Raw genomic sequence first — 14862 nt, 5'->3', positions numbered from 1 at the left:
TACCTTATCTTTAACTTGTAAAGTTTTTTATTTATTTAGTGTAAGTTCTTGTAATGTCAAGGGCTGCCGCCCTAAAAGATCTTTATGTGCTAATTCCTAGAATATCTCAGAAATTCAGTTAGCTGAATTTCTTCCTTTAGCAGGTGTAAGTGATATTTTTAATGTTGAACATATAGTATGGGATTTGCATCGCAGAAAGCATTGAATGAGCTTTAAAGCGGCTTTATTTATAAATTTAAAATACCGTATAGAGCCTCCTACTGTCTGAGCTACAGCGAGTTTAGGAGGTTTAGGTATTTTAAATTTATAAATATTAGCCGCTATTAGCGAAATGAACGCTTTCCTAGATGTAAATCCCATACGGTAGGTTCAACATTATCTTAAAATGTCGTCTTATTTTTATGCAACACATTCTGTAACGTTTCTAACCCATTTATCAGATAAAAGTCTTGGTATAGCTATTGAAATATTTACTACTTCTTGAATACATACTAGAGCTACTACCATATGAACTGGAAGTTTTAAGAATAATGCTCCTATAAAAGCTAATGGAACTCCTACTATCCAAAGAGTTGCCATTTGAAGTTTAAAAGAATAATTAGAATCTCCACCACCTTGAAGTATTCCAATAGCAAACACTGTATTAAACATTTTTAAGAACATGGTAGCTGAAATTATATATAATATATAAATACCGCTTGTCCTAACTGCAAGGGAAACCTTGAAGAAGTTTATTATAGAAGGTGAACTAATTGCAAGTATTCCACCCATAATAATTCCTAAGCTTATTGATATAAATGCAAAGCGTCTTCCATAAAGTTTGCCTTTACTTTCCTCACAGGCGCCAATAGCATTTCCTATCATAACTGAAGCTGCATTTGCAACTCCAAGATTTACAACCATAAATAGGTTTTGTATATTAGAGGTTATTTGGACTGTAGCTAAAGCCTCAGTTCCTATCTTTCCATAAGCAACTACATATGCAATATTACCTAGCGCCCAACAAGCTTCATTTAATATAACTGGAAGTATTATTTTTGAAGAACTTTTGACAAGTTTTAAGTCGAAATTAAACATGTCCTTAAGGCTTGCAGCAAGTACACCACGACTCTTATATATGTAGATAATCATTATTGTTGCTTCTATTATTCTTGCAATTAAAGTGGCAAGAGCTGAACCAGACACTCCCATTGGTGAAATACCAAAGTATCCAAATACAAAAATAATATTAAGTACTGCGTTTATTATCACAGCTATACCACTAACTATCATTGGGACTATTGCTTTACCCACACATCTAGATGCGCAAGCATAGTTAAAACTTATTGCTGTGAAAATATAACTTAAACTTACAATTCTTAAAAAGTTAACTCCATGTTCTATAACCGTGGGATCACTGTTGAATATAATAACAATTTGTTTTGGGAAAATTAAAGCCACTAAAGTAAATACTGTAGACAATATAGCAAGTCCTAAAAATCCTAATCCTAAGAACTTCTTGATATGATCAACATCTCTTTTACCCCAAAATTGGGATATAAATATGCCGCATCCTCCCACAATTCCAAGAATTAATAGATTAAATAGAAAGTAATATTGATTTGCAATACCTACTGCTGCAATTTCTTTTTCTCCAAGTCTACCTATTATAACAGTATCAATCATGTTTAATGAAGAAGTAAGGAAATTTTGAATAGTTATAGGTAATGCAAGTTTTAATAAATTATTTTTAAACTTTTTATCTTTAAAGAGACTACTAAAAAAGTTATGTGATTTTGCTTTCATTGATGTTCCTCCTATGTAATAAAATACTTATAATGCAATTAGGCTATGTCTATTTGAGATGGAATTGAAAAAATACAAATTGCTCACAAATTAAGGTAAATAAAAAAACACTTTGATGAAGCTTTTCAAAGTGTTTACCTTCGGCACTTGGACAACTATAATTTTACAATTGTCAGTTATATAAAGTTTTTATAAAATTATATACAATCATTAGCAAATAGTTACTGCTAAAATTAGATAATAATAGGGTTTTCTTTTGAAATTATAACAAAATATAACTTCAATATCAAGGAGCAATGTGTTATTTTACTATAAACCACACTCCTACTAAGGTAAATAGCACTCCAATTATCTCGCTTATTCCTAGGGGCCTCAATTTATATATAAATGTATCTAAATAAAAACTACTAAGTATTTGAGAAGCAATAACTAAAGTAAGGGTAACGGTTATTCCTAAGGATGGTATCGATTTAGCAGTAAGATATATTATAAGTGACCCAAAAATTCCTCCAGTAAGTAAAATGGGCTTAGTTTTAAAAATCTCTGAAGATTCAGCTGTGCTGCTATTTAACATAAGAGGAATAGAAAATATAATTACCCCTATAAAAAGATTATAAAATGTTGCTATAGAAGGGGTAGTTATTTCACCTAGTTCTGAACTTATATAAGATTCAGCTGTAGTAAATAAACCTACAAGTATTGCAAATATGTAGGGCAGCATTTCCTTCAAGTATATCATCTCCTTAAATTCAAGTATATTATCTTAAATGTTATTTATCATAACAAATTATTGAAGTTTCAAGTTTAAATTCCTTAAGAGTTTTTTCAGATTCTATTTTATGACCAATGTAGATTAGTATAATTTCAACTATTAATATAAATATTAAAGTAAAAAGGAGCCTATAAAAATTAGATAGTTTTTTCATAATATCCACCCCCTAATGTATTTTATGACAAGGAGGTACGTGTAATGTTTAAAATGTATAAGAAATTATAAAGTAGTTTATCTAGTATAATATCTGTAGTGATTAAAAGATGTGTATTTTTGAATTGACTTATAAAGTTATTTGCATTAAACTTATCAAGTATTAAGTTCATATATGTACAGGCAGTTCGTAACCATCCTGCCTTAAAATAAAACTATGGAGGTATTAAATATGAAAAAAAATACACGAAATTTAGCACTAAGTGCTATAATTGCTGCAGTATATGCAGTTGTTACAATGTACTTAACTTACCCTATGAGTTATCAAGCATCTCAATTTAGAGTTGCAGAAGCTCTTACAATACTGCCATTTTTTTCAACGGCAGCTATACCAGGTCTTTTTGTAGGATGTTTAATATCAAATTTACTAAGTCCTGTTGGTCCGCTAGACATAATATTTGGATCTTTAGCGTCACTCATAGCAGCTTTTATGACTTACCTAATTGGCAAGAGTAATTTAAAGTTTAAAAAGTATTTAGCGCCACTGCCGCCAGTAGTAGTGAATGCACTTATAGTTGGTTGGCTTTTGAACTATACTTTAAAATGGCCTATTGCCATAACTATGATTCAAGTAGGGTTTGGACAAATTTTAGCATGCTATGGTCTTGGTTTGCCATTAATGCTTTTTATAGAAAGAAATCAACAGTTAAAAACAATATTTAGTAGATAGATAAAAAATTAAGCTTTGCACTAAAGAATTTAATTAATAGTTCTTTAATGCAAAGCTTTTTTATTATATATAATCATGGATTAATAAACATGAACTAGAGACTCTTATATATAGAATAGTCCATATTAGGGAATATATTATCAATAGATTCTATTTTATCTAAATACCTTATATCGATTGTATTCTTAGTTATTTGTTCGTAAAGTTTATTAAATCTTTCTATATGAGTATTTAATCTATTTACTGCATATTGCACTGAAGTGTTATTTTTTATTATAAATGGCCAATCTGAAGATTCGGCTAAAACAAGTTCACGAGCAGCCTCATTAAGAGCTCTTTTTTGCAGGGAAGTAGGTTTTTTAAAACTATTTGCAAGTCTTATCATCTTCTCTGCAGCTTCGTGTAAGTCCTTGTATATCCAATCGTTTGAACTATTAATCCAAACTGAGTAATCTCCATGCTCACCCCAGCTAGAAGGAGAGGGACTTGAACACTGAACTCTAGTATGTTTTTCTAAGTATTTTTTAGGAGTTGTAAGTTCATAGGAAGTCCAATCTTCTGAAGATCTTTTTAAGAATTCATATATAAAGTCAGGGCCTTCAAACCACCAGTGACCAAATAATTCAGTATCATAGGGACAAGTTATTATAGGAGGTATATCCATATGAGAACTTGCTTTTTCTATTTGGTGATGCTTGCAGTGAGCAAAGTGACCACCATGGCTTTTAGATTTAACTAAAGCATTTTCTGGCACATAATATTCTTTATTATCTGTAGCGCCTGTTATTCTATGATATTTTAACCCCGTATCAACCCTTATGCCGGCTTTATTTAAATAAGGTTGTATATATTCCATAGGAAGCTCATAGCCTATATCCTTATAAAATTCTCTATAATCAGGGTCACCAGGATAGCCTATAAAATTGCTCCATACTTGATGAGAAGATTCTAAATCACGTCCAAAAGCACATAATCCGTTAGGGGTTACAATTGGAGCATAGGTTCCATATAAAGGCTTTGGTGAAGCATTTAATATACCTGTATTTTCAACTAAGAAATATTTTAGTCCGTTTTCTTTAAGTACATCATCTAGATTATAGCTATAAGCACATTCAGGAAGCCAGATTCCAGAAGGTTCGTGGCCTATACAATCTGTATAAGATTTTACTCCAGTATAAATTTGAGCTTTTACAGTTTCGGGATTTATAGAAAGTAAAGGTAAAAGTCCATGGGTTGCAGAGCAAGTTATTATTTCGAGAACTCCTAGCTTATCAAATTTTTTAAAAGCACTCATAAGCCTTTTATCATAAGCTTTATATGTTTTTAAAAGTCCCTTAAACCTTTGGTTATAAAATAACCCTAAGTGCTCTAGCTCCTTGTTTCCTTTGTTTCTTAAGATTTCTTTTTCCGAAAGCTCTATGCTTTTTGTCAAATATTCTTCATATTTTTTATTTAAATAGTTATCCTCAAGCATTGCCATAAGAGGAGGGGTTATGGACATAGTTATGTTAAAATTTATACCTTCATCTAAAAGCTTGTCATAACCTTGAATTAAAGGTATGTAACATTCACTCATAGCTTCAAATAGCCATCTCTCTTCTAGGGCATCATCTATTTCTGGATGTCTTATAAATGGCATATGGCTGTGAAGCACCATAGCTACGTATCCTTTTTTCAAAAAAATCACTCCTTAATATCCTTGTAGTAAACTGATGTATCTTGAGATTCTACCATTCGTGGAGTTGTAACTTTGTTGGAAGTAGCAACATCTATATAAGTATTATCTGGAAGAAGTCTTTTAAGTTTTACTAAAATATCTACAGCATCTTTATTTAAATCTATATACCAATTATCAGCAAAAGTATCTATAAATATGCTTTCAATTTCCTTTTCTTCATTCCCTTGTAACTCATAAACCTTAAGAACAGGCTTTGAGCTGCTCCACAGTGCTTCCCCGTGCTTATCACTAAATTCCTTTATAAATAAAGGAGACACTGAAAAATAGCAATAAACTCTACGTGCACTTTGTACCATAAGAACAATTTTTGATTTTGTGCTATTCATTAAGTAATTCACCCCATATCTTTGTAATTAATGAAACATCTCAATGAATTGAGATATAGTGATTTGTAATGAAATCACATATTTTTATAAATTATGCAAAATAAATTGTATTTATTAAGTTCTACATATATTTAAAAACTCCTTTACTTAGTATATAATTTATAAGAAATCGCTATGCAATTTTAAGGATATAGGATAAAGATTCTAGGTACTATGAAAAGCAAAAATTTCACCATTGTGAAGTTTTATCAATTCCTATGACCAAGTACCTAATTCCTAATACCTTAAAAAGTTGCAGGCAACTTTTTAAAAGTTTTGGAGGTAAATTATGAGTAGAACAAATTTTAAGGGCAGCGCTATGTTGAATCCTGTTCCTGTAGTTTTAGTAACTTCTAAGAACTCAGAGGGAAAGGTAAATGTATTTACAGCGGGCTGGGTAGGAACCGCTTGCACAAGACCTCCTATAATATCACTTGCTATAAGACCTGAAAGGCTTTCTTATGAATATATAAAAGAAACAGGAGAATTTGTAGTTAATTTACCATCTAAAGATTTGGTAAAAGCAGTGGATTTTTGTGGCGTTAAGTCTGGAAGAGATTTAGATAAACTAAAACACTTTAATTTAAATGTAGAGGAAAGTGAAAGTATTTCAGTTCCATCTATAAAGGAATGTCCTGTGGCATTGGAGTGTAAATTAAAAGATATTATAAAACTAGGCTCTCATGATCTGTTTTTAGGAGAAGTGACCAATGTACAGGTAGAGGATTTTCTTATAGATGAAAAGGGGAAGATACATTATGAGAGGGCAAATTTGATGAGTTATTGTCATGGAGAATACTATCCATTGCCTGAAAAATCAATAGGTAAGTTTGGATTTTCAGTACAAAAGAAAAAGAAAAAGAAGTAAGAATTTTAATAGCATAATTAATAATGCATACAGGGAAGCAGGGTGCCCATGCACCCTGCTTTACAACTCAATATACTAATCGCTATTTTTAACTATACTTTTAAAGCCAACATAAGTTGCATAAAAGTATCCACCATATATTATAGTGAGTGTTAAGGCTAGCATAAGGGAGTAACTTCCGAAGATACTTTTATTATCCATTCTAAGCATTTCATTAGCCACGGTTATTCCAACTATTGAGTGTATGATTGCCAAAGCTAAAGGTATCATAAAATATATAAGGTTTTGTATTAGTATTGCTTTGTTTATCATTTTTTCAGTAGCACCTATTTTCTTAAGAGAATTATATCTACTCAGACTGTCGCTTGCTTCTGATAACTGCTGTAATGCTAATACTGCAGCACTGGATATCAAAAATACTATGCCTAAATATATACCTAAAAATACAATGATCGCTGATGGACCATATACCGATGCATAAAGCTGTTCTAGCGTGTTTCCATATATAAGCATAAAATTTTCATCTTCATTTCTATACTCTTCAAGCTCAATGAATAAGTCGGCGAACCTTTCCTTTGATTTTTGGGAATTATTGCCCTGAAACATTGTATTAAAGCAGGATGAATATAGTTTTAAATCTCCCTGGAAGTTGTCAGGGATTATGAAATAAAGGAATTCCAAACTAGCTGTAGAGCTAATTATGTTCTCTTTTATTGGGGCTTTATTTTTAATGCTATAGGTTTTATCATCTATAACTACAGCGCTTTCATTTTTCATAAATTCATGGAAAGCATTATTGAAATCTTCATAGTTGGATACCACTAAAATCTCGTTATCCTTTAAGTCCAGAGGCTTTTGATCCAGAAGCTGCCTTATCGAATTGTACTCAGAGATTTTTACCGCTGATACAGGACCATCTGTATAGGATGATTGAAGCTCCTTTTGTTCCTTTTCACTTGAATATTTGCTTAATAAATCCCTTAGGGAAACCTTAAGCTTGTATTCGGTAAAAAAGGCATGCTTTTCATAAGGCTCAAATTTAAAGTTCACTTTATCAAGAGATTCTTTAATATCCTTTATCTTTTTACCCTTTATATCACTATCTAGTTTAGCTGAAGCGTCAAAAGAAGTATTTCCCTTAAGCATTACATCAAGATTAGCTTTATAGCCAAACATGCTAAATAAGAGTGTGATAGTTAAAAAGAGCATAAGGCATATTGTGGTCATTGATAAAAAGTTAGTAGTTATCTTGTTGTTTATTTGTCTAAGCACAAATACGTTTAAGTTTTTAAGATATATTTTCTTGTTTCTTTGCACCATATGGATTAAGAAGCTAGAAAGACTGAAAAAACATAATAAGGTTCCTATAATCCCCAGTGCAATAGAAGCTATAAAAATAATATTATTAGGAGCTAGTCCAACCTTTAATACCATAGTATATGCGGCTATAAGTGCTGCTATAGATAGTAAAAATATAAATATTGAAACAATAGGATTTTTAAGCTTTATGTCTTCATTTTTCTTTGCTGCATTTAGCATGTCTATAAGCTTATATTTAGAAATAATAATCTGATTAAATATCATTACTAGAAGAAATATTATTCCAAAGTATACGGAAGATTTAATTATTGCGTTTACTGATATAATAAATTTGTATTTATTCATATCAACTACTAAAAGCTTAGCGGTAATAACGGATAAGCCTTGGGAAACTATAATACCAAGTAAAATTCCAACAATGAGAGATAATACACCGATTAAAAAAGTCTCCAATATTAAAATCCTAGAAATTTTACCTTTTGACATACCTAAGGTCATATATATGCCTAATTCTTTTTTGCGTTTTTTTATTAAAAAGTTATTAGCATAGATTATAAGTCCACCTAAAATAAAGGACACAAATACTGATGCTCCTGATATAAGCTTATTTAGGGTTACCATATAACTTTTAGTGCTTTTACTTATCTCAAGCATAGATGTTTGAGTTTCAATAGAATTAAAACTATAGAATATGCATACAGCAAAGGTTAGGGTTAGGAAATATATTGAATAATCCTTAAAGCTTCTTTTTACATTGTTTATTGCTATTTTAGAAAACATCGCTTGCATCTCCTCCAAGTAAAGTTACAACTTCAATTATCTTATTGAAGAATTCCTTTCTCGTATCCTTTCCACGTATAAGCTCATTAAAGATTCTACCATCCTTAATAAATAAAATTCTATGAGCATAGCTTGCCGTAAAGGCATCATGAGTAACCATTAGTATAGTAGCTTCAAATTCTTTGTTTAACTTTTCGAAGGAGTCTAGAAGCAGCCTTGAGGATTTTGAGTCTAATGCACCAGTAGGCTCATCAGCCAATATTAGTGAAGGATTAGTGACCAAGGCTCTGGCAGAAGCCACTCTTTGCTTTTGACCTCCTGACATCTGAAAAGGATATTTGTTTAGTACATCAGTAATTTCAAGCTTTTCCGAAACTTCTTTTATGGCTGCATCTATTTTAGAAGCTTTTCTATTTTGTATAGTTAGAGCCAAGGCTATATTCTCATAGGCGGTCAGGGTATCCAGTAAATTAAAATCTTGAAAGATAAATCCTAATTCATCTCTTCTAAACTTTTCTAAAGCTTTTGATTTAAGATTTGTAATATCCTTATTATTTATAATAATGTGCCCTGTAGTAACAGTATCAATAGTTGAGATACAATTTAGGAGGGTAGTCTTACCGCTGCCTGAGGGACCCATTATACCAACAAACTCTCCCTTATCCACCTTAAAGCTTATATTATTAATAGCCTTAGTAATATTACCTTTGTTACCATAGTATTTTTCGATTTTTTCAACGTTTAATATGTTTTTCATATATTATTTCCTCCATAACTTTATTTATCCAGCAGGCATTTTTGTAGAATCTTATAAATTTTTAATTTTTTACATCAAATTCGCTAATGGTTTGGATTATCTCGCTACCTGCAGAATAGGTGGTGACACCGTAGTGACCTGGTTCAAGTCCTTCTGGAAGGGATAGTTTAGCAGAAAAATATCCTGTGCTACTTATTTCTATATTTTCCTCTACTTTAAACCTGTTCTTTGTTGATATTTCACCTTTATACCATACTACCGTTACCTTTTTTATAGCGAACTTTTTACCTTTTGCAGAAAAATAAACTGTATCCTTTGATGTAAATGTAGTAGTAGGTGCAGTGGGTTTTTCATTGTCATCTATACTCTTAGTTAGTACGGTCTCTGTGATTTTAGGCCCTCTAAAAAAGTAGTTATAAGAAGCGCCGCATCCAACGATGATTAAAATAGTTACTATTATAGGTGTTAATAATTTTTTCATAGTAAGTGCCTCCTGTATTAATTAATGTTTTATCTACAGTTATTATCTTACTAGAATTTTTTATGGATACATATTAGTTTATATTTCATTAAAGTTACATTTTTGTAATGTAAAAATAGAGACGACTTTTTTAAAAGAAAAAATAATGGATTCACAGCAGTAGCAATAAGCAATAGCCATGAATCCTATAAATATCAATTTAATAAATTAGTTCTTCCTAGGGGAAAGATAATACTAACCTTTGTACCCTTCCCAGCTTGCGAAGTTAAAGTTAGCCCTAATCCAAGCTGCTCAGAAAGCTTTTTGCACAAATAAAGGCCAATGCCGGTAGATCTTCTAAGTTTTCTGCCATTTTCTCCAGTAAAACCTTTTTCAAAAACTCTGTTTATATCTTTATTTACAATGCCGATACCATTATCCTCAATGTTAAGTACTATATTATTTTCATTTCTAATAGAATATACTTTTACTTTGGATAGCTTTTCCTTGGAGTATTTAATGGAGTTTACTATTATCTGATTTAATATAAACTCAAGCCACTTGGCATCACTGTAGACTGAACCCTCCACACTTCCAATATCGATGGATATTCTTTTGTTTATAAAATCTCTAGAATTTCTTTTAATTACGGATTTTACAAGGACAGGTAAAGAAACTTCTTTAATAATATAATCCTTGCTTACATTATTGCTTCTAGAGTAGTATAATACCTGTTCAATATAACCTTCAATTGTCTTGATTTCATAATCAATATTTTTTGTAATTTCATTTTGGTTATTTTCAATAATCAATCTTGTAGATGCAATAGGGGTCTTTATCTCATGAACCCAGGTTTCTATATACTCTCTATATTCACTTTGCATATCTCTATACATTTTTACATGCTCATGCATGTTCTTATTGGCTTCTTTTAATAGATTATATACAAACTTACCCTCTATAAATTCAGGTTTTTTAATCATTTCAGAAAGCAAATATTTTTTATCCAAGCTATCCATTACACTTGTTAACTCAGTGTAAAAGCTTTTTAGCTTAATGTATTCTACTGCTATAAAGGAAAGAAGGGGGAAAAACCATATGCAAAAGGTAAAGAGAATCACATTTGAACTGACATTTATAAGAACCATAATACCGCAAATAATAAAAAATAGTATAAAATTAATCAGTAAAAATAAAAATCTATCTTTTAAATAATCTTTTATATTCATGGCAGTATATACCCTAATCCACGTCTGGTTTCTATATTTTCTTTCATCCCAACTTCTTGAAGCTTTTTTCGTAGTCTTGTAACATTTACGGATAAATTATTATCATCCACAAAAATTTCTGAATTCCACATATAGTCCATTAAATCATCTCTGGAGACTATTTTTCCTTTGTTTTTAATCAAACATGAAAGTATTTTAAGCTCATTTTTTGTTAGTTCTGTGGTACTACCCTTATATGTAATAGAGCTATTTGATAAATTAAGCTTTAAGTCATTGTAAGAAATTATGTCTTGAGCGTTGGAACCACGGGCCCTTCTTAAAATAGATGCAATTCTTGCCAGAAGAATTTGAGTATTATATGGTTTTGTAATAAAGTCATCAGCACCTAAATTCATACTCATAAGTTCATCCATATCACTATCCCTGCTTGTAACAACTATTATTGGTACATCAGAACTCTTTCTTATTTCTCTGCATATGTGATATCCATCAAATATGGGCAGATTTATGTCTAAGAGTATCAAATCCGGTGATTCCCTTAGAGTATAATCAATAATATTTTCAAAGTTTGTTGGAGCAGTAACATGATAACCATACCTAGTTAGAAAAGTTTTAAGTTCTTCTCTTATGGTATCAGTATCTTCTATAATAATTATTTTTGACATGGATTCACTTCCTTTGTAAAAATCTATTAACTTAAGCATATTATAATTGATTATAATCATTTGAAAAATATAGAGTCAATAAAGAATTTTGTAAATCTACTAATTTGGAAGGGGGTATATGAAAAAAATTTAAAATGATAAAGACGGGTATCTTCAGAGTTCAATAGTTTACGTTAATTTATTTTAACCAATAATGAATGAAAAAATCAAAAGGGGATAAATAAAGATTTATCCCCTTCATAATAAAATATATATACGGACTATTAATCCATGTTAGCGGATACTGCTTCATCTTTAATATCTTTTATTTCAGCAGTAAGCTCCTTTGGCTTAATATCGCTAGAATTAGCAGTCATATCTTTATTAACAAAATTATTTAACACCTTTGATAAATCTACGCCAGTTAAGCTCTTTAATACTTCAAAACCATTTGCGGTTACATCAGTAACTATTTTGGATACTTTTGATGCACCCTGAGTACCTCCATTGTCTATTACTGTTAAATTATCTATCTGTTCTAATGGTTTTGATACTTCCTTCATCACATCTGGTAATTTATTTACAATCATTTCAACTACTGCAGCTTCACCGTATTTCGCCATTGCTTCTGCAAGTCTATCTTTTGCCTCAGCTTCTGCAATACCTTTTGCCTTGATAGCTTCAGCTTCTGCTAGCCCTTTTGCTCTTATTGCTTCTGCATCTGCTTGAGCTTGTATCTTTTTCGCATCTGCCTCAGCTATTGCTCGTACTCTTATTGTCTCAGCTTCAGCTTCAGCTTGTTTAATTGCTTGTATCTTATGCGCTTCAGCAGCAACCTCAATTTCATATCTTTTAGCATCAGCAGGTTTTTTAACTTCTGCTATTAATTTCTTTTCTACAACTAGTGCTTCTTTTTCAGCAAGCTCTGCTTGTTGTTCAGCAAGTATTGCATTATTTTCAGCCTCTTGCAATTTATATGCAACGTCAGCATTAGCTTTTGCTTTATCCTGTTCAGCTCTGTAGGATTCCAATTTTATTCTTTTATCTCTTTCACTTTGAGCTATTTCAGCCTCAGCTTCTAATTTTGCCTTTTGACCTTCCCTTGTAGCACTTGCAGTTTTAATTTCTGTATCTCTCTTTCGTTCAGCTTCAGCTATATCAGCTTCAGACTTTGCTGCGGCTATTTGAGGTTTTGCTCTATTTTCAAGGTAACCACCTTGAGTGCTTATTTTTAAGATTGTATAAGATATTAGGATTAAACCCATTGATTCTAATTCGTTTCTTATATCATCTTCAATTCTTTGTTCAAAAGAAGCTCTATCCTCGTTTATTTGTTCTACTGTTAAGGTAGAAATTATACCTCTTAATTTACCTTCTAATATCTGTTCAACTATAGTTCTTATAACATTTACAGTATTATTGTCTCCACCACTGCAAAATTGTTCAACAGCTTTTAATATATTTTCAGTATCATTTTTAACCTTTACTACAGCAGTACCTACTATATTTACAAATATACCTTGTCTTGCAGGAGCTTCATTTACATCTGTTGTCATGGAGATATTCTCCAGTGATATAGTACAAGATGTTTCTAATATAGGGATCATAAAACCCCCTTTTCCTGATAAAACTCTTTTCTTTAATCCTGTAATAACAAGTGCTTTGTCAGCAGGTACCCTTCGCCAAAAGCATAATATTACTGCTAATACTACTATTACAGCAATTATTATTGGCAGCAAATGAAATAGTGAATTTAATAAATTTTGCATTTTAATTTTCTCATCCTCCCTTTTGATAATTCTTTTGAAGTATTTGTATATATTACATTCTACTATATATAATTATGTTTAAACACTATTTAGGTAAATTTAATAATATTTAGGAAAACTTAATAATATTTAATGTGAGAAATGATAGTAGAATATTTTTTATGCAAGAGAGTTTAAACTTATATATATACCTTTATTGTATATATTTATTTTCATAAAGCTTGATTTTCATAGGATTAAGAGGTTAGGGAATAGAATGATTAGCTTTTATTACTGGTGAATTAATGCAGATAAATTATGCAATTGATGGTATTTTTAAAATAGTGTTAAAATTGGTGAAAAATCATGTTATAATCAATCTCGTGAAATGCCAATAAAAGTGATAGAGGGGGATTATCAATGAAAAGATTAGCGATTTTTGTATCAACAATTGCGATAATAGCATCTCTAGCTTCAGGATGTAGCAATTCATCAGTAGAAAAATTAGCGGGGGCTAATGGTAAACCAATAGCTATTGAAAATGGAGAAGGAACTAAAAAATCAGTAGATGTTAAAGAAGAAATTTCAAAAGCTGTGGATAATAAAGAAACTACTAATACAGAAACCAAAGAAGAAAAGGATACTAATGTATCTGAAGATAAAGCATCTACAAATAATGAAGATGAAAAAGAAGCAATTGAAACAGAAGGTAAAGAAGTTGATGTGCGAAATAATGATGAATGTATTACTGATGAAAATCAGTGGACAAACATAATAGACCAAATTAGTAATTCACCAATTAAGCCAGAAGTTATTGCACCAACAGAACAGCCTGAAGATAAACCAGAAGTTACTGCGCCAGTAGAACAACCTGAAGATAAACCAGAAGTTACTGCGCCAGTAGAACAACCTGAAGACAAACCAGAAGTTACTGCGCCAGTAGAACAACCTGAAAATAAACCAGAAGTTACTACACCAGTTACAAAACCAGAAGTGAAACCGGAAGCTCCAAAGCCTACTAATCCAGAGAATAATGCAGGACAAGCTGGGGATTCACAGGTAAATGAATTTGAAAAGGAAGTAGTAAGACTTACAAATATTGAAAGATCAAAAGAAGGTTTAAAACCATTAACATTAAATGTTGAATTAAGTAAAGTTGCTAGAATAAAATCTAAGGATATGGTTGATAAGAAATATTTTGACCACAATTCACCAACCTATGGATCACCATTTGATATGATGAAATCCTTTGGGATTTCTTATAAAGCAGCAGGAGAAAATATTGCTTATGGACAAAGAACTCCAGAAGAAGTTGTAAAGGGATGGATGAATTCACCAGGACATAGAGCAAATATATTAAATGGTAACTTCACTGAAATAGGTGTAGGTTTCTATAATAATTATTGGACACAGATGTTTATAGGAAAATAATATACGTTTTAATATAGATTTTTAGTACAAAAGAAAAAGAAAAATTAGTAACTAAAATTAGAATATATAGACAATTGCAAAT

Annotated in this window: 14 protein-coding genes; 3 read left to right on the top strand and 11 right to left on the bottom strand. The window is 31.0% G+C overall.

What is annotated here, in order from left to right:
• Window positions 1–399: 399 nt before the first annotated feature.
• The 3 genes from BSD9I1_RS15305 to BSD9I1_RS15295 form a co-directional block, all read right to left on the bottom strand.
• Window positions 400–1785: an MATE family efflux transporter gene (locus BSD9I1_RS15305; protein WP_186431063.1), complete on the bottom strand. Its 1386-nt coding sequence runs from the start codon at window positions 1783–1785 to the stop codon at window positions 400–402.
• A 301-nt stretch (window positions 1786–2086) separates the two neighbouring features.
• Entirely contained in the window at window positions 2087–2506 is a 420-nt protein-coding gene (locus BSD9I1_RS15300; protein WP_242966519.1) for a DMT family transporter, read from the bottom strand.
• A 49-nt stretch (window positions 2507–2555) separates the two neighbouring features.
• The gene (locus BSD9I1_RS15295) at window positions 2556–2711 is read right to left on the bottom strand and encodes a hypothetical protein (protein ID WP_186431061.1); all 156 of its coding nucleotides are present in this window, start codon (window positions 2709–2711) and stop codon (window positions 2556–2558) included.
• 231 nt (window positions 2712–2942) lie between these two features.
• Between BSD9I1_RS15295 and BSD9I1_RS15290 the strand changes: the two genes are divergently transcribed.
• A complete protein-coding gene (locus BSD9I1_RS15290) occupies window positions 2943–3440 on the top strand; it encodes a QueT transporter family protein (RefSeq protein ID WP_186431060.1) in 498 nt (165 codons plus the stop codon).
• Window positions 3441–3534: 94 nt separating this feature from the next.
• On the opposite strand, the gene BSD9I1_RS15285 is transcribed toward BSD9I1_RS15290, so the two are convergent.
• Both BSD9I1_RS15285 and BSD9I1_RS15280 read right to left on the bottom strand, forming a co-directional pair.
• Complete coding sequence (locus tag BSD9I1_RS15285; RefSeq protein WP_186431059.1) at window positions 3535–5118, bottom strand: glycoside hydrolase family 57 protein; 1584 nt, start codon at window positions 5116–5118, stop codon at window positions 3535–3537.
• A 5-nt stretch (window positions 5119–5123) separates the two neighbouring features.
• A complete protein-coding gene (locus BSD9I1_RS15280) occupies window positions 5124–5504 on the bottom strand; it encodes a DUF4912 domain-containing protein (RefSeq protein ID WP_186431058.1) in 381 nt (126 codons plus the stop codon).
• A 328-nt stretch (window positions 5505–5832) separates the two neighbouring features.
• On the opposite strand from BSD9I1_RS15280, the gene BSD9I1_RS15275 reads away from it, so the two are divergent.
• A complete protein-coding gene (locus BSD9I1_RS15275; protein WP_186431057.1) occupies window positions 5833–6411 on the top strand; it encodes a flavin reductase family protein in 579 nt (192 codons plus the stop codon).
• A 75-nt stretch (window positions 6412–6486) separates the two neighbouring features.
• Here BSD9I1_RS15275 and BSD9I1_RS15270 read toward each other — a convergent pair whose 3' ends face one another.
• The 6 genes from BSD9I1_RS15270 to BSD9I1_RS15245 form a co-directional block, all read right to left on the bottom strand.
• Complete coding sequence (locus BSD9I1_RS15270; protein ID WP_186431056.1) at window positions 6487–8511, bottom strand: ABC transporter permease; 2025 nt, start codon at window positions 8509–8511, stop codon at window positions 6487–6489.
• Entirely contained in the window at window positions 8501–9268 is a 768-nt protein-coding gene (locus BSD9I1_RS15265; protein ID WP_186431055.1) for an ABC transporter ATP-binding protein, read from the bottom strand. The genes BSD9I1_RS15270 and BSD9I1_RS15265 overlap by 11 nt, the downstream gene beginning before the upstream one ends.
• Window positions 9269–9329: 61 nt before the next feature.
• Entirely contained in the window at window positions 9330–9749 is a 420-nt protein-coding gene (locus BSD9I1_RS15260) for a hypothetical protein (protein WP_186431054.1), read from the bottom strand.
• 194 nt (window positions 9750–9943) lie between these two features.
• Window positions 9944–10957: a sensor histidine kinase gene (locus tag BSD9I1_RS15255; RefSeq protein WP_186431053.1), complete on the bottom strand. Its 1014-nt coding sequence runs from the start codon at window positions 10955–10957 to the stop codon at window positions 9944–9946.
• The gene (locus BSD9I1_RS15250; protein ID WP_186431052.1) at window positions 10954–11622 is read right to left on the bottom strand and encodes a response regulator transcription factor; all 669 of its coding nucleotides are present in this window, start codon (window positions 11620–11622) and stop codon (window positions 10954–10956) included. Before BSD9I1_RS15250 ends, BSD9I1_RS15255 begins: the two co-directional genes overlap by 4 nt.
• A 263-nt stretch (window positions 11623–11885) precedes the next feature.
• On the bottom strand, window positions 11886–13370 hold the full coding sequence (locus BSD9I1_RS15245; protein WP_186431051.1) for a flotillin family protein: 1485 nt from the start codon (window positions 13368–13370) through the stop codon (window positions 11886–11888).
• A 399-nt stretch (window positions 13371–13769) separates the two neighbouring features.
• Between BSD9I1_RS15245 and BSD9I1_RS19075 the strand changes: the two genes are divergently transcribed.
• Complete coding sequence (locus tag BSD9I1_RS19075; protein WP_186431050.1) at window positions 13770–14780, top strand: CAP domain-containing protein; 1011 nt, start codon at window positions 13770–13772, stop codon at window positions 14778–14780.
• The last annotated feature ends 82 nt before the right edge of the window (window positions 14781–14862 follow it).

Source organism: Clostridium sp. BSD9I1, assembly GCF_900185645.1.
GTDB lineage: Bacteria > Bacillota > Clostridia > Clostridiales > Clostridiaceae > Clostridium_AK.
This window is presented reverse-complemented; position numbering and strand designations above follow the sequence as displayed.

Coding starts and splice junctions, on each gene's coding strand:
- BSD9I1_RS15260 (WP_186431054.1), bottom strand. CDS start 9,749: ATGAAAAAATTATTAACACCTATAATAGTAACTATTTTAATCATCGTT.
- BSD9I1_RS15255 (WP_186431053.1), bottom strand. CDS start 10,957: ATGAATATAAAAGATTATTTAAAAGATAGATTTTTATTTTTACTGATT.
- BSD9I1_RS15250 (WP_186431052.1), bottom strand. CDS start 11,622: ATGTCAAAAATAATTATTATAGAAGATACTGATACCATAAGAGAAGAA.
- BSD9I1_RS15245 (WP_186431051.1), bottom strand. CDS start 13,370: ATGCAAAATTTATTAAATTCACTATTTCATTTGCTGCCAATAATAATT.
- BSD9I1_RS15295 (WP_186431061.1), bottom strand. CDS start 2,711: ATGAAAAAACTATCTAATTTTTATAGGCTCCTTTTTACTTTAATATTT.
- BSD9I1_RS15290 (WP_186431060.1), top strand. CDS start 2,943: ATGAAAAAAAATACACGAAATTTAGCACTAAGTGCTATAATTGCTGCA.
- BSD9I1_RS15305 (WP_186431063.1), bottom strand. CDS start 1,785: ATGAAAGCAAAATCACATAACTTTTTTAGTAGTCTCTTTAAAGATAAA.
- BSD9I1_RS19075 (WP_186431050.1), top strand. CDS start 13,770: ATGAAAAGATTAGCGATTTTTGTATCAACAATTGCGATAATAGCATCT.
- BSD9I1_RS15265 (WP_186431055.1), bottom strand. CDS start 9,268: ATGAAAAACATATTAAACGTTGAAAAAATCGAAAAATACTATGGTAAC.
- BSD9I1_RS15300 (WP_242966519.1), bottom strand. CDS start 2,506: ATGCTGCCCTACATATTTGCAATACTTGTAGGTTTATTTACTACAGCT.
- BSD9I1_RS15270 (WP_186431056.1), bottom strand. CDS start 8,511: ATGTTTTCTAAAATAGCAATAAACAATGTAAAAAGAAGCTTTAAGGAT.
- BSD9I1_RS15275 (WP_186431057.1), top strand. CDS start 5,833: ATGAGTAGAACAAATTTTAAGGGCAGCGCTATGTTGAATCCTGTTCCT.
- BSD9I1_RS15280 (WP_186431058.1), bottom strand. CDS start 5,504: ATGAATAGCACAAAATCAAAAATTGTTCTTATGGTACAAAGTGCACGT.